This window comes from Marinimicrobium sp. UBA4509 (genome assembly GCF_002388575.1).
GTDB lineage: Bacteria > Pseudomonadota > Gammaproteobacteria > Pseudomonadales > Cellvibrionaceae > Marinimicrobium > Marinimicrobium koreense.
In genome coordinates, this window is the sequence record NZ_DGMV01000008.1 from 66,344 (window position 1) to 85,785 (window position 19,442).

A 19,442-nucleotide genomic window follows, 5' to 3' on the forward strand; every position below is an offset into this window, starting at 1 on the left:
GTCTCCTCGATGTTGGGCCGGTTGTAGAGCGCCACGTTGAACACTTCCGGGGTATCGAAGGCGGTGGGAATTTTGTAGTTGGCCGGGCTGTTGGAGATCACCCGCCCGGCATCATCCCACAGCAGCTCCTCGGTGGTGAGCCAACCCATCCCCTGAATGAAGCCGCCTTCAATCTGCCCGATATCAATGGCAGGGTTAATGGACTGACCGACATCGTGGAGGATATCCACCCGGTTGACTTTGTACTCACCGGTATCGGTATCCAAGGTGACTTCTGACACCGCCGCGCCGTTGGCGAAATACAGAAATGGCTGACCTTTGGCGGTGGTCCGATCGTAGTGAATTTTCGGAGTGCGATAGTAACCGGTGGAGAACAGCGGCACGCGATTTAGGTAGGCCGCCTTGATAAAGTCCTCAAACGCCACGGGGTCTTTATCAAGATATACACGATTGTTTTCAAAACGTACTGTGTTCGGAGAAACCCGATAGTGACTCTCGGCAAATGCGAGAAGATCCGACTTGATCCGGTCGCAGGCATCACGGGCGGCCATGCCGTTCAGGTCAGTGCCGGATGAGGCCGCCGTGGGCGAGGTGTTGGGCACCTTGTCGGTCCGGGTCGAACTGACCTGCACGCGTTCCACTGACAGGCCGAAGGCATTGGCCACTATTTGCTGAACTTTGGTGTACAACCCTTGCCCCATTTCGGTCCCGCCGTGATTGATCAACACGGTACCGTCAGTGTAAATCTGCAGGAGAGCACCGGCCTGGTTGAGATGCTTGGCGGTAAAGGAAATACCGAACTTCACCGGCGTCAATGCCAGGCCTTTTTTCAGACAACCGGGGGTCCGGTTGAACGCGGTGATGGCCTCGCGGCGGACGCGGTAGTCTGAACTTTCCTCCAGCCGCTCCATCAGGTCCACGAGCATATGTTGTTCGATGGTCTGCCCATAAGGCGTTTCATCGCGTCCCGGCTGATACAGGTTGGTCTTGCGCGCATCGAGCGGATCCATGCCCAGGGCCCGGGCGATATCCTCGACGATGGTTTCTATGGCCATCATGCCCTGGGGGCCACCGAAACCCCGAAAGGCGGTGTTGGAAACCGTGTGGGTTTTGCAACGCAACCCGAGGATGGAAGCACTGTTCAGGTAGTAGGCGTTGTCGGCATGAAACATCGCCCGGTCGACAATGCCTTCGGACAGGTCCGGGGAATAACCGCACTTGCCAGCCAACACCATTTTGGCGGACTGGATGCGTCCGTCATCGTCAAAGCCGACCTGCCAGCGGTTGAGAAAATCGTGGCGCTTGCCGGTCTGGACCATGTCGTCCCGACGCGGCATCCGGTAACGCACCGGCCGACGCAGGCGGTGAGCGAAAAGCGCACACAGGCACGCCAGCGGGCCCGCCTGACTTTCCTTGCCACCGAACCCGCCGCCCATGCGACGGACTTCGGCGACCACATGATGAAAGGGCAACGCCAACACTTCCGCCACCAACTTCTGAATTTCGGAGGGGTGTTGGGTCGAGCTGATGACATGAATGCCGCCATCCTCGGTGAGACTGGCCTGCCCCACCTGACCTTCGAGGTAAAAGTGCTCCTGGCCGCGCACGTAGATCTCGCCTTCGATCCGGTGGGGCGCACGCATCAGTTCGCCGTCGGGGTCACCCATCATCAAATGATGTTCCGGCAGAACGTAGCTGTCCGCAGCGATCGACTGCTCTACCGTCAGATGGGCGACAAGGGGCTCGTACTCCACCTCGGCCAGGGCCACCGCCCGCAGCGCGGCTTCCTGACTGGTGGCCGCCACCGCAAAAATGGGCTGGCCCACATATTCCACTTCGTCGCCCGCAAGCAGTGGATCGCCACCGTACACCGGCGCCACGTCAATCTTGCCGGGAATGTCGGCCTGCACCACCACATCGAGAACCCCGGTGGCAGCTCTGACGCGGCTCAGATCCACACGCTTGATGCGCGCATGCGCTTGAATCGACTGGCCGATAGCAACGTATGCCAGATCGACCGGCACCGGGAGATCATCAATATAACGGGCAGCGCCGGCCACGTGCTTGCGCGCGGATTCATGAGCCACGGCCCGGCCCGAGGCGAGCGCGGCGGGACTGTCTTCCGGGCGGCGGTCGGTCAACTTACGCATGAGTGAATACCCCCGGCTCCACGGCCTTCCCGGCACGCGCCGCCGCCAGAGCCCGACAGGCTTTGCGCAACAGACTGCCGGCCATGGCCATACGGTAATCCGCCGAAGCACGCACGTCGGTCATGGGTGTAAATTCGTGGGACAACTGTTCACAGGCCCGATCAAGCGCCGCCTCATCAAGCTCGCCCTTGCGCTGCCAGTTCGATTGGTTGAGCAGCGCCTCGGTCTCCAGCGCGCGCCTGGGTGTGGCGGCCATACCGCCATAGGCAATGACCAGAGAGCCGTCAGCGCGCCAGCGAAACGCTCCCATGACCGCAGAGATATCGTCCTCGTAACGTTTGCTGAGCTTGATCAGCTTGAGCGGTTCGTCAAAGGCGGCCCGCTCAAACACCACTTGCGCCAGGTACTCTCCCGGTGCCAACGTGGTCTTTTTGTAATCGAGGTAAAAATCGGTCAGCTTTTCCCGTCGCTCATCGCCGCGACCATTGCGGATGATCAGCTCCGCCTCCAGTACCAACAGATAGGGCGGCATATCCGCAATGGGGGAAGCATTTCCGATATTGCCGCCGATGGTGCCGCGATTGCGAATCTGGCGCGACCCCAGGCGGCTCAACATCTGCATCAACTCCGAGGAACGGGCTCCGAGGGTCCGCTCCAGCTCCGTGTAGGTGACGGCAGCCCCGACAGCGATGCGCTCGTCGGTCACCAAAACCTTCTTGAGGCTCTCGATGGCATTGAGGTCGATCAGCGTTTCAAACGAGCGGTAAAGTTGAGTGGCCTCCAGCATCAGGTCAGTCCCGCCGGCGATCAGGCGCGCGTGGGGTTCGTCGAGCAACCGTTGCTGAAGCGCCTCTTCCGAGGTGGGACGATGATAGCCTGAGTCCCCGTCGGACAACGCCTCACTGCTCGCAAACGGTGCACTCTCACCCTCATTCTGCACAATATTGGCCAATCGGGCAGGTTTTTTAAGAGCCTGAGAACCGGCTTCCACAATCGGACGATAACCGGTGCAACGGCACAGATTTCCGGAAATTGCATCGAGAATGCGGTGGCGTTGTTCACGGTCATCGCCCGCCAGCAGCGTGGCCTGTTCCGAGTGCAGCGACGCCAGCGACATCACAAACCCGGGCGTGCAGAAGCCGCACTGGGAGCCGTGACAGTCGACCATGGCCTCCTGCACCGGGTGCAGAGCCCCTTCGACCGCCAAGCCCTCAACCGTGATCACTTCCCGGTCGGCCACACTGCCCAGCGGGCAGATACAGCTGTTCACAGTATGACTGACCGGGCCCTGCGGCCCCTGCTCTAACAGCATGACGGTGCAGGCACCACAGTCACCCGAGGCACAACCTTCTTTCGTACCGGTCAGCCGCCGCTGTTCGCGCAGAAAGCGAAGCAGTGTCATCTCCGGCGCCTGGGGGCCGGTGTCGACCGAGACCTTGTTGACAACCAAACGCACGATAAGTCCTCCAGTGGACGTTGATTCAGGCGGGTTTTCGCTTTCGCCAAACCCTGTCTCACTGGTACAAAGCAAAAATCTGGCCAGACAGACAATTTTTTTTAAATGTCCTGCGGATCGCCTCAAAATCAGCCAATGGCATACTCCTTGCTTTAGCCTTGAAACCATTTTTGTCTAAACAGTCAGGTTTATGTCTCAAGAGAAAGCAACACGATTGGAACTGATCGGTGTCACCAAAGCCTATCCGGGCTGCATTGCCAACGACACGGTGAACCTCAAAGTCGCGGCCGGTGAAATTCACGCACTGCTGGGGGAGAATGGCGCCGGCAAAAGCACCCTCATGAAGATGATCTATGGCGTGGTCAAGCCCGATGCCGGTCAGGTGCTGTGGAACAATAAGGAGGTGTCGATCGAGGGACCCGCCCAGGCCCGGGCGCTCGGAATGGGCATGGTGTTTCAGCACTTTTCGCTGTTCGACACTCTGACCGTCACGGAAAATATCGCGCTGTACCTGACTCAGGCGGAATACGGTTCCATGAGCGCGTTGCGCCAGCGCATTGTGGCGGTGGGCGAGGAATATGGCCTGGCGATCAATCCGGACCGGCAAGTGCACACCCTGTCGGTGGGTGAACAGCAGCGCGTGGAGATCATCCGCTGCCTTCTGCAGGATATTCAGTTGCTGATTCTGGACGAGCCCACCGCCGTGCTCACCCCTCCGGAGGTGGCCCAGCTCATTGATGTTCTCAAGCAACTTGCCCGCAAAGGGTGCAGCATTCTGTTCATTTCCCACAAACTGCACGAAGTGAATGCATTGTGTGACCGGGCCACCATTCTACGTGGGGGCAAAGTAACCGGTTCTTGCATTCCATCGGAAACCAGCGCCGGTGATATGGCCAAACTGATGCTCGGGGATGAGCTGGTTCTGGATCACGACCTGCCACCCGGCAATACCGGGGCAGTACGCCTAAAATTACAGGAGGTAGAGGTAAGGCCCACCAGTCAGTTCGCCATTCATCTGCACGATATCAGCCTGGACTTGAAGGCCGGCGAAATTCTCGGTCTGGCCGGCGTCGCGGGTAACGGGCAGGACGAACTAGTGGACCTGATCAACGGCGAACTCAAACCCGACCGGGGCACGCTTACTCTGGACGAGGCGCCCCTGGACGGCTGCAGCGTCGTCGCTCGGCGTCGACGCGGGCTGGGCACAGTGCCGGCAGACCGGGTCGGTCGGGGTTCGGTGGCTTCAATGTCACTAACCGAGAACCAACTGTTGACCGGCTATGTAAACCACGGCGTTCGCCACTCACTTGTGAACTGGCCCGCCGTGCGCCAACGCGCCGCCGACATCATCCGGGACTATGGGGTGAAAGCCACCGGGCCCGCGTCAATGGCGGGCAGCCTCTCCGGCGGCAATCTGCAGAAATTCATTATCGGCCGGGAGATCGAACAGCAGCCCAAAGTGTTGATCTGCTTTCACCCGACCTGGGGGGTGGACGTGGGGGCCGCCAACCATATTCACAAAGAACTGGTGGCACTGCGTGATCGCGGCACCGCGGTGCTGGTGATCAGCGAGGATCTGGATGAACTCTATCTGCTGGGGGATCGACTGGGAGCCCTTTGTGGGGGCCGGCTGTCGCCGATCCGGCCCAAGGCCGAGGTACCGCTGGAGCAGTTGGGCGAGTGGATGACCGGTGCCTTCGGGAACGGACAGGGGGAGGTCGCCCATGCGCATTGAAAAACGACTGCAGCCCTCTCAGACGATGGTCTACCTGTCGCCGGTGCTGGCCCTGGTGCTGACGGTGATCGCCGGGGGATTGTTGTTCGCGGCGCTGGGCCATGCCCCCGTCGCCAGCCTGATGATCTTTTTTATCGAGCCGCTGCGCGACACCTACGGTTGGTCCGAGCTGGCGGTCAAGGTCACGCCCCTGCTGCTGTGCGCCACCGGGCTGACACTCTGCTTCAAAGCCAAAATCTGGAACATCGGCGCGGAGGGGCAGTTTGTGTTCGCCGCCCTGATCGGCGGAGCCGTGTCCCTGCAACTGACCGAAGTAGAAGGCTTCTGGGTTCTGCCGGTCATTCTGCTCAGCGGCGTGCTCGCCGGCATGGCCTGGGCCGGCATCGCCGCGCTGTTGCTCACGCACTTCAACACCAATGAAATTCTGACCACAATCATGCTCAACTACATCGCGGTCAATCTATTGCTCTGGGGCGTTCACGGGCCACTGAAAGACCCGGCCGGTTTCAACTTTCCGGAGTCGGCCCTGTTTGCCGAGCACACCCTGTTGCCACTGCTGTCGTTCGACTACCGGGTCACCGTCGCGTTGTTTATCGCGCTGTTTATGGTGGTGGTGATCTGGGTCCTGCTGGCCCGTTCGCTACTGGGTTTTCAGTTGCAGGTGCTGGGAGAAAACCGCAATGCCGCCCGCTTCGCCGGTTTTAACAGTCGCGCCATCATCTGGTTTCTGCTGTTGTTCAGTGGCGCCATGGCAGGCCTGGCCGCCATTTCCGAAACCAACGGGCCGGTGGGGCAACTGATCCCGACCCTGTCCCTGGGCTATGGCTACGCCGCCATCATTGTGGTGTTCATGGGGCGTATGCACCCGGTGGGCATCGTGCTGGCCAGCATGCTGCTGGGGCTGACCTACCTCGGGGGCGAAATGGCCCAGATCGATCTCGGTCTGCCCAAGTCCATCACCGGCCTGTTCCAGGGGATGCTGTTGTTCTTTCTGCTCGGCTGCGACCTGCTCATCCACTACCGGCTTGTTCTCAACGGACGAGCAACCGGTGTCGCGACCACTTGAGGGCCCGTTATGGATCTCGCATTGCTTGAAAATATTCTGTTTGCCACCGTCCGTACGGGTACGCCGCTGCTGTTGGTCGCCTTGGGAGCCATGATTTCAGAGCGCTCCGGGGTACTCAACCTGGGCCAGGAAGGAATGATTCTGGTGGGGGCGGCCTGCGCGTTTATCGCAGCCTATAGCGCCGACTCTCTGTTGCTGGGGGTTATTGTCGGGGCTCTGACGGGCGCTCTGGTCTCACTGATTTTCGCCTTCGTCGCACTGACGCTGATCTCCAACCAGGTGGCCACCGGTCTGGCGTTGACCATTTTCGGGACCGGACTGAGCGCCTTTCTCGGAGCCGAGTATGTGGGTCAGTCCATTGAAGGAATGACCCGGGTCGAGCTACCGCTGTTGCACAAAATCCCCCTCATCGGACCCGCCCTGTTCGGCCAGGATCTGATGGTCTATCTGGGTCTGGCCCTGTTCGCCCTGGTGTTCTGGACCATGCGCTCGACCCGGCTGGGATTGATCATCCGCGCCGTGGGCGAAAACCCACAGGTCGCCCACGCTCTGGGTTACAAGGTTCTGGTGGTGCGTTACGCGGCGGTGCTGTTTGGCGGCGCCATGGCGGGGCTGGCCGGCGCTTACCTCTCATTGTCCTACACACCGATGTGGGCCGAAGGCATCTCCGCCGGGCGCGGCTGGATCGCCCTGGCTCTGGTGGTATTCGCCAGCTGGCGCACCGAGCGCATTCTGCTGGGCGCCTGGCTGTTCGGTTTTGCCAGCATTCTGCACCTGTTGTTGCAGGGCTTCGGCTACGATGTGCCCTCCAATCTGCTGGCGATGCTGCCCTATGCCGTCACCATTGTGGTGCTGGTGTTCATGATGAGCCGCAAGGGCGCGAAAGGGTTGTTCGCCCCCCGCTCCCTGGGGCAGCCGTACCACCCACCACAGTAACCGACTTTCGCTTTGCCCTTAACGAGGATAACCGTATGAAACTCAAACCCCTACTGGCTCTCACCACCGCCCTGTTGGGCTGGAGCCTGGCCAGCCAGGCGGCCGAACCGCTCAAGGTCGGTTTTGTCTACGTCAGTCCCATTGGCGATGCGGGCTGGACCTACATGCACGACCGGGCGCGAAAAATTGTGGCCGAAGAGTTCGGAGACAAAATCGAAACTACCTACGTCGAAAGCGTCGCCGAAGGGGCCGATTCCGAGCGGGTGATCCGCAACATGTCCGCCCGTGGCCACGATCTGATTTTCACCACCTCGTTCGGCTACATGAACCCGACCTTGAAAGTCGCGCGGCGCTTTCCCCAAGTGAAGTACGAACACGCCACCGGTTACAAGACCGCGCGCAACGTCGGTAACTATCAAGCCCGGGCCTACCAGGCGCGCTACCTGGCCGGCATGACTGCCGGTGCCATGAGCGACACCAACCAGATCGGGTACGTGGCCGCCTTCCCCATTCCCGAAGTGATCCGTGGCATCAACGCCTTCACCCTGGGCGCGCAGGTGACCAACCCCGACGCCACGGTTAAAGTGGTGTGGATCAATACCTGGCACGACCCGGCCAAGGAGCGTGAAGCGGCGGACAGCCTGATCCTGCAGAACGTGGATGTGCTGACCATGCATACCGACTCGCCGGCGGTGATTCAGGCGGCCGAGGCACGCGGCGTCTACTCCGTAGGCTTCAATTCGGACATGAGCAGCTATGGTCCCAAATCCCACCTGACCGCGGCGGTGATGCACTGGGAAAGCATTTATCGCTCCAAGATTCAGGCCGTAATTGACGGCACCTGGGAACCGACCGCCCTCTGGCATGGCCTGAAGGAAGGCGTCGTGGATGTGGCGCCGTTTAACGACGCGGTGCCCGAGTGGGTTGTTGAAAAGGTCAATAGCGTTAAAATGCAGATCATCAATGGCGAGCATGCCGTCTTTGAAGGCCCGATCTACAATCAGGCCGGTGAGCTGATGGTGAAAGAGGGTGAAGAGCTGAGCGACGAGGATCTGCTTGAGCTGGAATGGTACGTAAAAGGCACCGACGGATAAAGGCAACAGGGAATCAGAGCCCTACAACGGAGAACATGATAACAATGGTCAATAAAGCACTGGAAAACGCGATGGACTTCGACCCCAACGAAACCCCGACCGGCAAGTACAGGGCGGGGAAAATTCGGGACCGCAACCTGACCAATATTATCAAGGCGGCGGAGGAAGAGTTTGTTCAACACGGCTACCGGGGTACCAGCATCCAGGCCATCGCCGATCGAGCCCAGATTCCGAAGGCCAATGTCCATTATTATTTCAAGAGCAAGTCCAACCTGTACATTGCGGTGTTGGATAACCTGATCCATCTGTGGAACAACTTTTTCGACGAAATTACCGAAAAGGATGATCCGGCGGTGGTACTGGATGAGTTCATCCGGAAGAAGGTCGAGCTGTCCTACACGCACCCTCGCGCATCCAAGCTGTTCGCCATGGAAATCGTTCAGGGCGCACCGCATTTAAAAGACTACATTCGCACCGAAATGCGTCAATGGGTCCGACGCAAGGCGGCGGTCATCGATACCTGGATCGAGCAGGGGCGCATGGCGAAGGTGGACTCCATGCAGTTGATCTTCCTGATCTGGTCCTCCACTCAGCATTACGCCGACTTCGACACTCAGGTACTCACCATCATGAACCGGGCGGAGTACGAACCGGATATGATCCGCGATATTTCCGATTTTCTGAGTCAGTTGATCTTGCGCGGCTGCGGCCTTGAGCCCCCCGCGCGGCCGGCGGCGCAAACCGCGTTGGATGAAGCCGAGTCATGAGCGTTCTATGGCTGCGCCACCCGCTGGCATGCTGGACCGGCACAGGGGAGAACGCCGACAACGGGTTGGTGGTGCGAGACAACCACATCGTCGAGCTGGTGGCGAAAGGCCGAGAGCCCGCCACCGCCTATGATCAGACATTCGATGCCTCAAACCATGTGCTGCTTCCCGGCCTGATCAACTGCCACCATCATTTTTACCAAACCCTGACCCGGGCCTTTCCCCCCGCATTGAACAAAGGTCTGTTCGACTGGCTACAGACGCTCTACCCGGTGTGGACGAACCTTGACGATGATGCCATTTATGCATCAACCCGACTGGCATTGGCCGAGCTATTGATGTCCGGCTGCACCACCGCTGCTGATCATCATTACGTATTCAGCACGCTATTGCCCCGCGCCATTGATACTCAGGTATCGGCCGCACACAGCATCGGCATGCGGGTCACGCTGACACGCGGTTCCATGAGCCTTGGCGAATCAGCAGGGGGGCTGCCACCGGACTTCTTGGTGGAAACCGAGGCAAGCATTCTGAGTGAAAGCCGGCGACTGGTTGACCGCTATCACGACCGGCGCCCCGAGTCCTTTTGCAGAATTGCTCTGGCGCCTTGCTCGCCGTTTTCAGTGACTCCGGATCTGATGCGTGAGAGCGCCCAACTGGCAGTCGAGAAAGATGTGCTGCTGCATACGCACCTTGGGGAAACCGAAGACGAGAACCAGTTCTGCCTGAATCGCTTCAACCAGCGACCGGTGGACTATCTGGACAGCGTGGGCTGGCTGAACGAGCGCGTCTGGCTCGCCCATGGTATTCACTTCAACGATGGCGAAATTCAACGTCTGGCGGGCAGCGGGGTGGGCGTATGCCACTGCCCCAGCTCTAACATGCTGCTGGGCTCGGGCCAATGCCGGGCGCAGGAGATGCGCCACGTTGGGGTGCGCTTGGGCTTGGGGGTAGACGGCTCGGCTTCGAACGACGGCTCCAACATGATTCAGGAGGCGCGCCAGGCCATGCTGATGCAGAAGCTGACTTACGGCGCAGCGGGATGCAGTCACCGGGATGCGTTAACCATGGCGACCAGCGGTGGCGCGGCCCTGTTGCAGAGACCGGAACTGGGGACGCTGGCAAAAGGACAACAGGCCGACCTGGCACTGTTTCGTCTGGAGAAACCACGCTTCTCCGGGCACGGGGACCCAGTTGCGGCACTGCTGTTGTGCGGGGCTCATCGAGCGGACTTCGTCATGGTGGGAGGGCGCTGGAAAGTGAAGGCTGGCGAGCTGATTGACAATGATATCGACCGGATTATTGCCGAGCATACGCAGGCAGCCCAACGTCTTCGCGACAAAGCGGCCTGACTGACGTCGATAAAGACCGATTGAAGGGGCCGCACGCGCGACCCCGGTCAGAATGCGCTAAAGCGCTCCCGGAATTTTGTCCTCGTAGGTGCCCCATCCCTTCAACAGCGTCTGCACGACGCGATTGCCCAGGCCGAAAGCCGCTTCATAAGCCGGCAGACTGTCATCCGGATAAGGCGCGGTGGTGCTCCAGGCCGCTGTTTTATCCGGCGGCTGCAGACTGAAGTTACTGACAGTGCGAAGTACCAACACCCGATCAGTATCCACGCGGCCGGTTTTTGCCAGTCGGTGCAGCGCGGTCAGGGTGCCGTTGTCTTCCATATTGGTGGTGACCATATTGGCATCATCACCCGCATGCAGCTTGACCCAATCATTGGCCCACTTGTTGAGCAACTCACCGTGCCAATAGGTGCTGGCCCCCAACGTATCGCCTATGGTAACGAAAGGAGGTCGTTGCGCATTGGGGTAGCCTTCATAATGTTCGCGAAAGCTTTTCAGCCCAGGCGTGTCCGCCACCGGATGGTCCTTGGTCAATTCATAGGCCCAATCTACCAGGGACGAATTCAGATCGTAGGAGATGGTATCCACCGTCCAACCGGTGGACTCCTGATTCGGCTCTTTGGCACCCAGTGGAATCAGGCCATAATCCCAACTGTCGGGAATTTCCCGACCGTCAATCTCGTAGAGAAGATCGCCATCCACTACGTGTTTGGCCCATACCCCCGTGCCCAGCGATACATCCAGCGGATCGCCACCGCCAATACCCGCAATCACCCAATAGGCATTGGACAGATCGAAACGATCATCCAGACCCAGCGCCATGATGGACGCGGTGGCGTTGGTCACACCACCGCCGGTGCAGATCGCGAGCACACCGTCGTCGTTGACATGCAGATCGTGAGCTCCAAGGGGAAAGTCCACTTTCTCGAGCTTCAGCCGTTCAATCCAGAACTGGTACTCCCCAGGCTCGTCTCCCGTCAGCTCACCATTTTCGAACATGGCGACCACTACCACTTTTACCGGAATCGCCGCCTGGGCGGCAAAAGACATAAATAACGCGGCCATCAACAGCCCCGAACGCAGAATCAATGTTTGCACAAGCTACCTCTCCTGTTGGATGAAAAAGATCAGGATGGCTTATGCAAAATACTGTCCAATTGGACAACATATTGCGGAAGGCCGCGAAACGTCTCGGCAAATGCGCCGGAACGCTCGCCAGGCCCGACAGAAATCGCACAGTTTGTGGGCAGCAACATCACAAGGAGCGCCTTTTTTGCTCATTCCCCAGGCCATTGACGCTATCAATTCCCATTTTTTGACGATCCAGTCAGGTAAATTAAGGTTGGGTACAGAAATTGCTGTCATGCACAAGACGCACCGGAGTTGAGCTCTGATGGTCCATATCGACGTGACGATCCAGTGCTCCCCGCTTTTTACCAACACACTACGAGAAGCCACTATGATGATACTTTCCTCATCCCTTTTACGGGCGACCTTCGGGGTCTTATGCCTTTTGCTGCTTTCAACTCTCAGTCATGCGAACACCGATCTGGTGTACGAGCCCACGGAGACCATCGTCATTCTCGGCGCCGTCCCTCAGGAAATTCCGGTACTGACCGATGCCCTGAAGGACCCGGAAAAGAAAAGCCTGTGGGGAATCCCCTACTGGCAGGGAACGCTGCACGGCAAACCGGTAGTGGTGGCCATCACCGGTATCGGTAAAACCTACACTGGCATGACCACCACTCTTTTTCTCCGGGAGTTCCGCCCCCGTCTGGTGTTGATGACCGGTACCGGCGCCCGTGTGAACCCGGATTTGAGAACCGGTGATGTGGTGGTGGCCACCCATACCTATGAGCACGACTACGGTAGCTTGACATCCAGTGGCATGACCTACCGCCCCATGAACAGCCCGGACGACGGCAAAGAAGTGGAGAATGAATTTACCCCAAGTGGGAATCTTCTGAAACTGGCAGAGAAGGCGATGGAAACCTATCCCGCGCAAACTGTCAGTGCCAACAACGACACCTACAAAAACACTGTCCGCTTTGGGGTGGTGACCTCATCGGATCTGTTCGGGGTGACCGAACGTCGGCTCACACTACTGCGGGAGAAGTTCAAGGCCGACATTATGGAGATGGAATCCGCCCCCCTGGGGCATGTGTGCGAGACCTTCGGGGTGCCCTATCTGATCATCCGCTCCGGCAGCAACCTGGCCAAGGAAGAGCCCAACAACGATTACTTGCGCTTGGGCCCAATCGCTGCCCGGGAGGCGGCCAAGTTCTCCCTGCATCTACTTGAATACCTTTGATCAACGCACTGCGGCCTCCGATGATGGATCATTTGGCGGGACAGTCCTCTGTTTTTTGGGAAAGAAGCTCGGCATGCGTGAACACCTCCGACAGAATCGATTGCTCGATCGCGCTACGCCGGTCGGTCAGCACGGGGATGCGCACCACCAGGTGAACTTCTTCGGCGCTCGGCATCTGCAGGGTAATGCGTGGCTCCACCGAGGGGGCGTCCAGGCCGCGATATTCGTTCAGTCTTTTGAGATAGCGCTTGGCCTCGGCCAGATAGGACGCACAGTGATCATTGGCCGAGGCCAACAGCGCCTGTTGCGCGGCCTGCCAGTTGGCGGTGCGCTTGAAGGGGATGGTGAACACGTGCAGCACATAGTCGTGGGTGTAGCTTTCGTTGATCACCGGCTCGGCCACAAACAGGGCGTTGGGAATCACGATCATCCGCCCGGTGCGCTGGTGGGTCAACTTGCCCGGGCCCACTTCCAGAATGGTGGTCGCGAGCAGACTCTGGTCGATCACATCGCCGCGAAAGTCCTTCACCTGAATGCGGTCCCCGATGTTGAAGGACCCAGCCCCGGCTTTGAGAATGGAGCCGGTCACACACAGAATCAGCTCCTTGGTGGCCACCACAAACGCCACGGCGATGGCCACCACCGACAGTGCCAGGGTGCGCAGCTCTTCCCCCCAGATGATGATCAACCCCAGCAGCATGAACAGCAGCAGGCCGTTACGCGAGTGCACCAGCCAGCGGCGGCGCAACTCCATGGAGGCGACGTTGCGGCGGATGTAGCGGGCGGACAGCGCCCGCACTACCACCACCACGGTGATCAGCAACGCTGTGCTGATCAGCAGCTTCAGCAGCGTTTCCGAGGCGGCCAGTTCGGCGGGGTTGATACCAATGGTTTCCAGCATGGTGGTGTCCTGATCTTACGCCCGACGCGGGCATCGGTAATGGGCGCAGTGTAGCAAATCCGGCGGCAAAGCCATGAACACCGGGCATAAAAAAACGGCGCCCCGAGGAGCGCCGTTTCTCGTTGCTTGCCTCGAGGGGCAAGCGACCTAACGAAGCGACAATCGCTTACATAGGCTGGATGTTTTCCGCCTGAGGACCTTTCTGGCCCTGAGTCACGGTGAAGCTTACTTTCTGGCCTTCGGCCAGGGTTTTGAAGCCAGTGCCCTGAATGGCGCTGAAGTGAGCGAAAACGTCCGGACCGGACTCCTGCTCAATAAAACCAAAACCTTTTGCTTCGTTGAACCACTTAACGGTACCAGTAACTGTAGACATAGTCTTACCTTAATCAATCAAAATGTGTAGATGACCCGAGGGTCGGTTGTGCTGGAAATGGTGCTATTACTTATGACGGACAGGACGACTTGCTACAGGCAGGAATCGAAATGGTTGTGCATAAATATAAAACAAGCTTTCTAGCAGGACCCATAGTATCTGTTCTACAGCCGGCGTCAAGACTTTTTGGATGGCTGGGCATAAAAAAAACCCCGCAGCCATGGGGGCTAACGGGGTTTTTTCAAAGTATGGTGCCCGGAGGCGGAATGCTCGCCCCATCCATGGGGCTCGGCCTGCGGCCCGCCCTTCGGGCGTCCAAAATTGTTCCAGACAATTTTGTCGAACCAGGCGGTGGCTCTCATCCAGCCACCTGGCACCATAAAAAAACCCCCGCCTTTGCAGGCGAGGGGTTTTGTATGGTGCCCGGAGGCGGAATCGAACCACCGACACGAGGATTTTCAATCCACTGCTCTACCGACTGAGCTATCCGGGCTTTTCTTGTCTTGGTCTGCCAGCCCCGGGGGCTCGGCGACAAGAGGCGCGTATTAAACCGTTTCAGGCTCAATGAGTCAAGAGGGGTTGGCAAATTCCTGAGGACTGATGCCTAACCGCCATGTTTTTTCAGGCACTGCTCCAGTTGAGCACGGCTTTCGTCCAAGTGGGCACTCACTTTTTCCCGCCAGTGGGGATAAGGCGCCTCGGGGTTCAGGGCGTCGCAGACGGTCAGTACCTGATGCAGGTGTTCTTCCGCCTCCAGGCACTGGCGAATCAGGCTGACGGTCTGGTCCGCGGAGAACAGGGCCCTGATGCGGTGGATCAGGTGTTCACCGGCTTCTTTTTCGCTGTTCGGGGCCGCCGGCAGGTCGCCGGCGTCGCGGATGGCGTCGGCCAGGCCGTCGGACAGACTGTCGCGGGCATCGGCCAGGCTTGAAAACAGGGCCGCCACGTCATCATCGTCAATGAACTCCGCCAGGTCGCGCAGGTTGTCCGCGCTTTCCTGTACCCCAACGTGCAGGTTTTGCAGGGCGGTTTGCAGATCGGTTCTGAGCAGATTCATAGCATTGGCCTGTCGGTTTCAAAAGCATTGTTCTCCGGTGCCACCACTTCCAGCGCACCGGGGATACAGTGGAACTGTGCCGGCGTGGCGGTTACCGGCTCGCCGTCCGCGTGTATCGACATACCGGTCGGACGGGTCTCTATCTCGATCCGCTGACCCCGCGCGGTCACGACCCGGTGGTCCAGGTCATACTGGCCTTCGCGCAGCAGCGGCGCCAGCGTCAGAAGCTCCCAGACGCCCAGGGGACGTACGCTGTACAGCGACAGCAGGCCATCGTCAATGCTGGCGCAATCCCGGACCACGTTACCGCCACCGTAGTAACGGCCGTTGCCCACCGCCAGTTGGATGGAGCGCAGTTTCTGGCGCTGGCCATCGACGGTCAGTCGGACGCGGAACTGACGACGGCGCAGCAGCGCGGCGAAGAACGCTCTGAGGTAACTGAACACGCCCCACTGTTTCTTGACCTCATCGGTCAGCTCTTCTGTGACCTGCACCCCCAGGCCAAGGTTCGCCACATTGAAAAAATACTGGTCGTTGACCACGCCCAGATCGATTCGGCGACGCGGGTTGGCGGCAATGACGTCAAAGGCGGCGTTCAGCTCCTGAGGCACCCCCAGGGTGCGGGCTAGGTCGTTGGCGGTACCGAGCGGTAGGATCGCCAGCGGCAGTTGGCATTCATACAGGGTCTGGGCCATGGAGCTGATGGTGCCGTCGCCCCCGGCCATGATGACCAGATCCAGTTGCTCGCGGCGCTCGCGCACCGCCCGGCGGCTTTGTTCCGGCCCCTTTGAGAGGTAGAGCTCCACCTCAAATCCGGCGCTGCGCAGGCGCTCGACCCCTTCATCGAGCGTCGCCTCGGAACCCCGACGGCTGCCGGGGTTGATGATCAACAGGGTGCGAATGGCGCTGGCCATCGGGGGCGTCCGTCAGGATGCGCCGTCGGTGTCACTGGGTGGGACGTAGCCTTCGGCCTTGTCGTAATCGTCCCCGGAGAGAAACTTGTCCATCTGCTCGCTCAGGTAAGTGCGCGAACCCATGTCCATCAGATTCAGATGCTTTTCATTGATCAGCATGGTCTGATGCGCCAGCCACTCCTGCCAGGCCTGGCGGGAGATGTTGTCATAGATGTCCTGCCCTTTGGGGCCGGGCAGTGGAGGACGCTCCAGGCCCTCCAGCTCACGTTGGTACTTGCGACAGAATACGGTGCGGGACATACGGCGTGCCTCCTAAGCCTTCAATGTGGCCGGGATACTACTCACTCTGTTCGGCCTTTTCCACAGTGACCCGCTCCAGAGCGCGCTGACGATAGTATTCGCGGAGCACGCCAAAGGCCTCCTTGGGTACGCCGGTTTCGGACAGCAGGCCCTTGCGGTTGAAGTCGTCCTGAACTCCCGGCAGCGTACGACGCGGCGAGCGGAAATCCGCCAGAATCCAGGGTGAGGTACCGACAAAACCATCGATCTTGTCGAGCATAGCCAGGGTTTTGCGGTACAACTCGGCCTGATAGGCCTCGGTCCAGAGGGTGTTGGAGTCGCCCTGCAGGCCCTGCTTGGCACCGGCTCCGAACTCGCTGATAAACACCGGCTTGTCGTAGGGTATGTGCCAAGTGACCCGCTCGGCTTTTTCGTGTAATCCATCGTACCAGCCGATGTATTGATTGAAGCTGACAATGTCCATCAACTCCGCCAGGGGATCCTCCACGATGGCACGCTCGGGATTCTCGGGGTCGTAGTGCTTTTCCATGGCGGCGCTGATCAAGCGGCTACTGTCCAGGGAACGGGCCCGGTCGGCCAGACGGGTCAGGAACCGATTGCGCGCCTCACTCACCGGCGTTTCATTGGCCAGTGACCAGATGATGATCGAGGCGCGGTTTTTGTCCCGTCCGATCATTTCTTCCAGTTGCGCCTGGGCATTCTGGTAGGTCTCTTCGCTGTCCCAGTTGATGGTCCAGTACACCGGAATTTCCGACCAGAGCATGACGCCCAGTTGGTCTGCCAGACGGACAATGTGTTCGTTGTGCGGGTAATGTGCCAGGCGCACAAAGTTGGCATTCAGGTCGCGCGCCCACTGCAGCTGCTTGCGGGCTTCTTCCACGGAGGTGACGCGACCACCGCCGTCCACGGCGTATTCTTCATGCAGGGAAATACCCCGCAGGAAAACCGGTTTGCCGTTCAACAGCAACTGTTTGCCCTCGGCTTCAATGGTGCGCAGCCCCACTTCGTCATCCAGCCGGTCGTTGCCCGTGCGCACAATGACCTGATACATGCGCGGGCTGTCCGGCGACCACAGCTGGGCACCCACAGCTTGAGCGCTGAAGGTCGCAATACCCTCGGCGTTGGTGGTGGCCCGGACATCGATGTTGAGTTGCGGCAGAGTCAGGCGCACTTCCCGACCGGCGCCGGCACCATCGACCACCGCGTAGCCGGACAGCTCCCCGGTTTTGTGGTCATTGAGCTGAATTTTGTAATCCCGCACGAACACTTCGGGAGTCACCAGCAGGCGCACACTTCGGGTGATGCCGCCATAGTTCCACCAGTCGGTGTTAAGAGTGGGCACACCGTCACGCTCGCGTCTGTTATCCACCTTCACCACCAGAGAGTTGTTCTGGGGCTTCAGCTTGCCGGTGGTTTCAAAATAGAACGGGGTAAAACCGCCGACGTGGTGCCCGAGCTTTTCGCCATTGAGGTACACATCGGCGCGATAATTCGCTGCGGAAAAATGCAGGAACGTGCGCTGCTTGCCTTCGGTCGTGGGCGCATTGAACAGTTTGCGATACCAGATGGAGCCTTCGTAGTAATACAGTTTTTCTTTCTGGGTATTCCAGTCCCCCGGCACAGTCAGGCTCTCGGAGGCGTCAAAGTCATATTCGATCAGTTCGCCGGAGTGGCGCGGTTTGGCATCACGAAAATAGGCACTGCGCGGCGGATTGTCCATCTGGTCAAACGGCTCGTAGCGATAGTTGTAATAGCCGTTTTCATAGGGGTCGACGATAATTTTCCACTCCCCGTTCAACGGCAGGGCCGGCCGGGTGTAGGTCTGAAAGGGCTCAAATTCCGTTGCCGATGCCGCCAGCGATGTCAGCCCAAACAGGGTGCTCAAAGCGGTCATTATTATCGTTTTCATCTGAATCTCCTGTGGTATTTATTCCGCCGCGGTCAGGGCGCGCGGGTCCAGCTCCGCCAATTGCTGTAACAGCTTTTTGACCGGCGCGGCCAACCCCAGTGCTTCGGGCCGATCGAGCCGATACCAGGTCTGAGCCCGCTCGCCCACCCTGTCCGGCTCCCGCGCCAGCTGCAACAGCACCGGGGTGATATCCAGGTGATAATGGCTGAAGGTGTGCCGATAGCTGTCCCAGATTTCCCGATCGACGACTTCGCCATAGTGGTCCTGCACATGAACCTGTGCGTCTTTCTCCCGCGCCAGCTCCGGGAACCCCCAGAGGCCACCCCAGATGCCCTGGGGTGGGCGCTGCTGCAACAGTATATCCCCCGCGGGGTTGCGCAACATCAGGAACTGCACGGCTTTGACCGGTTTGTCTTTTTTCGGTTTCTTGCCCGGATAATCGGTGGGATTACCCTGGGCCCGGGCGATGCAGCTGTCATTCACCGGGCACTGGTCGCACTGCGGGCGGGTGCGGGTGCACAGGGTCGCCCCCAGATCCATCATGGCCTGGGTGTAATCCCCCACCCGACGTTTTGGCGTATTGACCTCGGCGTACTCCCAGAGGGCATTCTGCACCGCGGTCTGGCCCGGCCAACCCGGTACCGCATAGTGACGGGCCAGCACCCGTTTGACGTTGCCATCGAGAATCGCCGCGTGTTCACCATAGGCAATGCTGGCAATGGCGCCGGCGGTGGACCGGCCAATACCCGGCAGATCGCTCAGCGCCTCGACACTGCGGGGGAAGGCACCGCCATGCTCGCTCACCACCTGCTGGGCGCAGCGGTGCAGGTTGCGTGCCCGGGCGTAATAGCCCAGTCCGGTCCACAGGTGCAGCACTTCATCTACGGGGGCTTCAGCCAGTGCCTCGACCGTGGGAAAGCGCTCCATGAATCGTTCGAAATAGGGAATGACCGTGGTCACCTGGGTCTGCTGGAGCATGATCTCCGACAACCAGACCCGGTAGGCATTGATGTTCTGCTGCCACGGCAGATGCTTGCGCCCGTGACGATCAAACCAACGCAGCACGGCACGGGCAAAGGGGGTATCACTCATTTACGGCTCGTTTCACTTCAGTCGGGTAC

Annotated in this window: 17 protein-coding genes and 1 tRNA gene; 7 read left to right on the forward strand and 11 right to left on the reverse strand. The window is 59.4% G+C overall.

Annotated elements, in window-relative coordinates; translation table 11 throughout:
- Together xdhB and xdhA are read right to left on the reverse strand one after the other, a co-directional pair.
- A partial coding sequence (xdhB, locus tag B3520_RS01015; RefSeq protein WP_286875128.1) for a xanthine dehydrogenase molybdopterin binding subunit occupies nt 1–2,150 on the reverse strand: 2,150 nt, incomplete at its 3' end.
- The gene (gene xdhA, locus B3520_RS01020; RefSeq protein WP_286807043.1) at nt 2,143–3,606 is read right to left on the reverse strand and encodes a xanthine dehydrogenase small subunit; all 1,464 of its coding nucleotides are present in this window, start codon (nt 3,604–3,606) and stop codon (nt 2,143–2,145) included. The genes xdhA and xdhB, both read right to left, overlap by 8 nt.
- A 190-nt stretch (nt 3,607–3,796) precedes the next feature.
- Between xdhA and B3520_RS01025 the strand changes: the two genes are divergently transcribed.
- From B3520_RS01025 to B3520_RS01050, 6 genes are read left to right on the forward strand one after another with little or no spacing between them, the layout of a single operon-like run.
- Nucleotides 3,797–5,341, forward strand: coding sequence for an ABC transporter ATP-binding protein (locus B3520_RS01025; protein ID WP_286875130.1), 1,545 nt, complete (start codon nt 3,797–3,799; stop codon nt 5,339–5,341).
- Complete coding sequence (locus B3520_RS01030; protein ID WP_286875133.1) at nt 5,331–6,407, forward strand: ABC transporter permease; 1,077 nt, start codon at nt 5,331–5,333, stop codon at nt 6,405–6,407. The genes B3520_RS01025 and B3520_RS01030 overlap by 11 nt, the downstream gene beginning before the upstream one ends.
- Before the next feature lie 9 nt (nt 6,408–6,416).
- Nucleotides 6,417–7,343: an ABC transporter permease gene (locus tag B3520_RS01035; protein ID WP_286875136.1), complete on the forward strand. Its 927-nt coding sequence runs from the start codon at nt 6,417–6,419 to the stop codon at nt 7,341–7,343.
- A gap of 35 nt (nt 7,344–7,378) precedes the next feature.
- Nucleotides 7,379–8,437 carry a BMP family ABC transporter substrate-binding protein gene (locus B3520_RS01040; protein WP_286875137.1) on the forward strand — a complete coding sequence of 353 codons (1,059 nt, stop codon included), beginning with the start codon at nt 7,379–7,381 and terminating at the stop codon, nt 8,435–8,437.
- Nucleotides 8,438–8,481: 44 nt separating this feature from the next.
- Nucleotides 8,482–9,204 carry a TetR/AcrR family transcriptional regulator gene (locus tag B3520_RS01045; protein ID WP_265366732.1) on the forward strand — a complete coding sequence of 241 codons (723 nt, stop codon included), beginning with the start codon at nt 8,482–8,484 and terminating at the stop codon, nt 9,202–9,204.
- Complete coding sequence (locus B3520_RS01050; RefSeq protein ID WP_286807050.1) at nt 9,201–10,556, forward strand: 8-oxoguanine deaminase; 1,356 nt, start codon at nt 9,201–9,203, stop codon at nt 10,554–10,556. Before B3520_RS01045 ends, B3520_RS01050 begins: the two co-directional genes overlap by 4 nt.
- Before the next feature lie 57 nt (nt 10,557–10,613).
- On the opposite strand, the gene B3520_RS01055 is transcribed toward B3520_RS01050, so the two are convergent.
- Nucleotides 10,614–11,654, reverse strand: coding sequence for a purine-nucleoside phosphorylase (locus B3520_RS01055; protein WP_286807051.1), 1,041 nt, complete (start codon nt 11,652–11,654; stop codon nt 10,614–10,616).
- Between the two features lie 361 nt (nt 11,655–12,015).
- On the opposite strand from B3520_RS01055, the gene mtnN reads away from it, so the two are divergent.
- Entirely contained in the window at nt 12,016–12,867 is an 852-nt protein-coding gene (gene mtnN, locus B3520_RS01060; protein WP_286875139.1) for a 5'-methylthioadenosine/S-adenosylhomocysteine nucleosidase, read from the forward strand.
- A gap of 28 nt (nt 12,868–12,895) precedes the next feature.
- On the opposite strand, the gene B3520_RS01065 is transcribed toward mtnN, so the two are convergent.
- From B3520_RS01065 to mutY, 8 genes are all read right to left on the reverse strand, one after another.
- On the reverse strand, nt 12,896–13,768 hold the full coding sequence (locus B3520_RS01065) for a mechanosensitive ion channel domain-containing protein (protein ID WP_286807054.1): 873 nt from the start codon (nt 13,766–13,768) through the stop codon (nt 12,896–12,898).
- A 166-nt stretch (nt 13,769–13,934) separates the two neighbouring features.
- Nucleotides 13,935–14,141 carry a cold-shock protein gene (locus B3520_RS01070; protein ID WP_024462033.1) on the reverse strand — a complete coding sequence of 69 codons (207 nt, stop codon included), beginning with the start codon at nt 14,139–14,141 and terminating at the stop codon, nt 13,935–13,937.
- 417 nt (nt 14,142–14,558) lie between these two features.
- Nucleotides 14,559–14,634 (reverse strand) — tRNA-Phe (locus B3520_RS01075).
- Between the two features lie 111 nt (nt 14,635–14,745).
- Nucleotides 14,746–15,198, reverse strand: coding sequence for a hypothetical protein (locus B3520_RS01080; RefSeq protein ID WP_286807056.1), 453 nt, complete (start codon nt 15,196–15,198; stop codon nt 14,746–14,748).
- Nucleotides 15,195–16,112, reverse strand: a complete 918-nt coding sequence (locus tag B3520_RS01085) for a lipid kinase (RefSeq protein WP_286807057.1) — start codon at nt 16,110–16,112, stop codon at nt 15,195–15,197. Before B3520_RS01085 ends, B3520_RS01080 begins: the two co-directional genes overlap by 4 nt.
- Before the next feature lie 12 nt (nt 16,113–16,124).
- Nucleotides 16,125–16,412, reverse strand: a complete 288-nt coding sequence (locus B3520_RS01090) for an oxidative damage protection protein (RefSeq protein WP_024462030.1) — start codon at nt 16,410–16,412, stop codon at nt 16,125–16,127.
- Between the two features lie 37 nt (nt 16,413–16,449).
- Nucleotides 16,450–18,321, reverse strand: a complete 1,872-nt coding sequence (locus tag B3520_RS01095) for a glycoside hydrolase family 2 protein (protein ID WP_286807059.1) — start codon at nt 18,319–18,321, stop codon at nt 16,450–16,452.
- An 18-nt stretch (nt 18,322–18,339) separates the two neighbouring features.
- Entirely contained in the window at nt 18,340–19,413 is a 1,074-nt protein-coding gene (gene mutY / locus B3520_RS01100) for an A/G-specific adenine glycosylase (protein ID WP_286807060.1), read from the reverse strand.
- Nucleotides 19,414–19,442 lie beyond the last annotated feature (29 nt).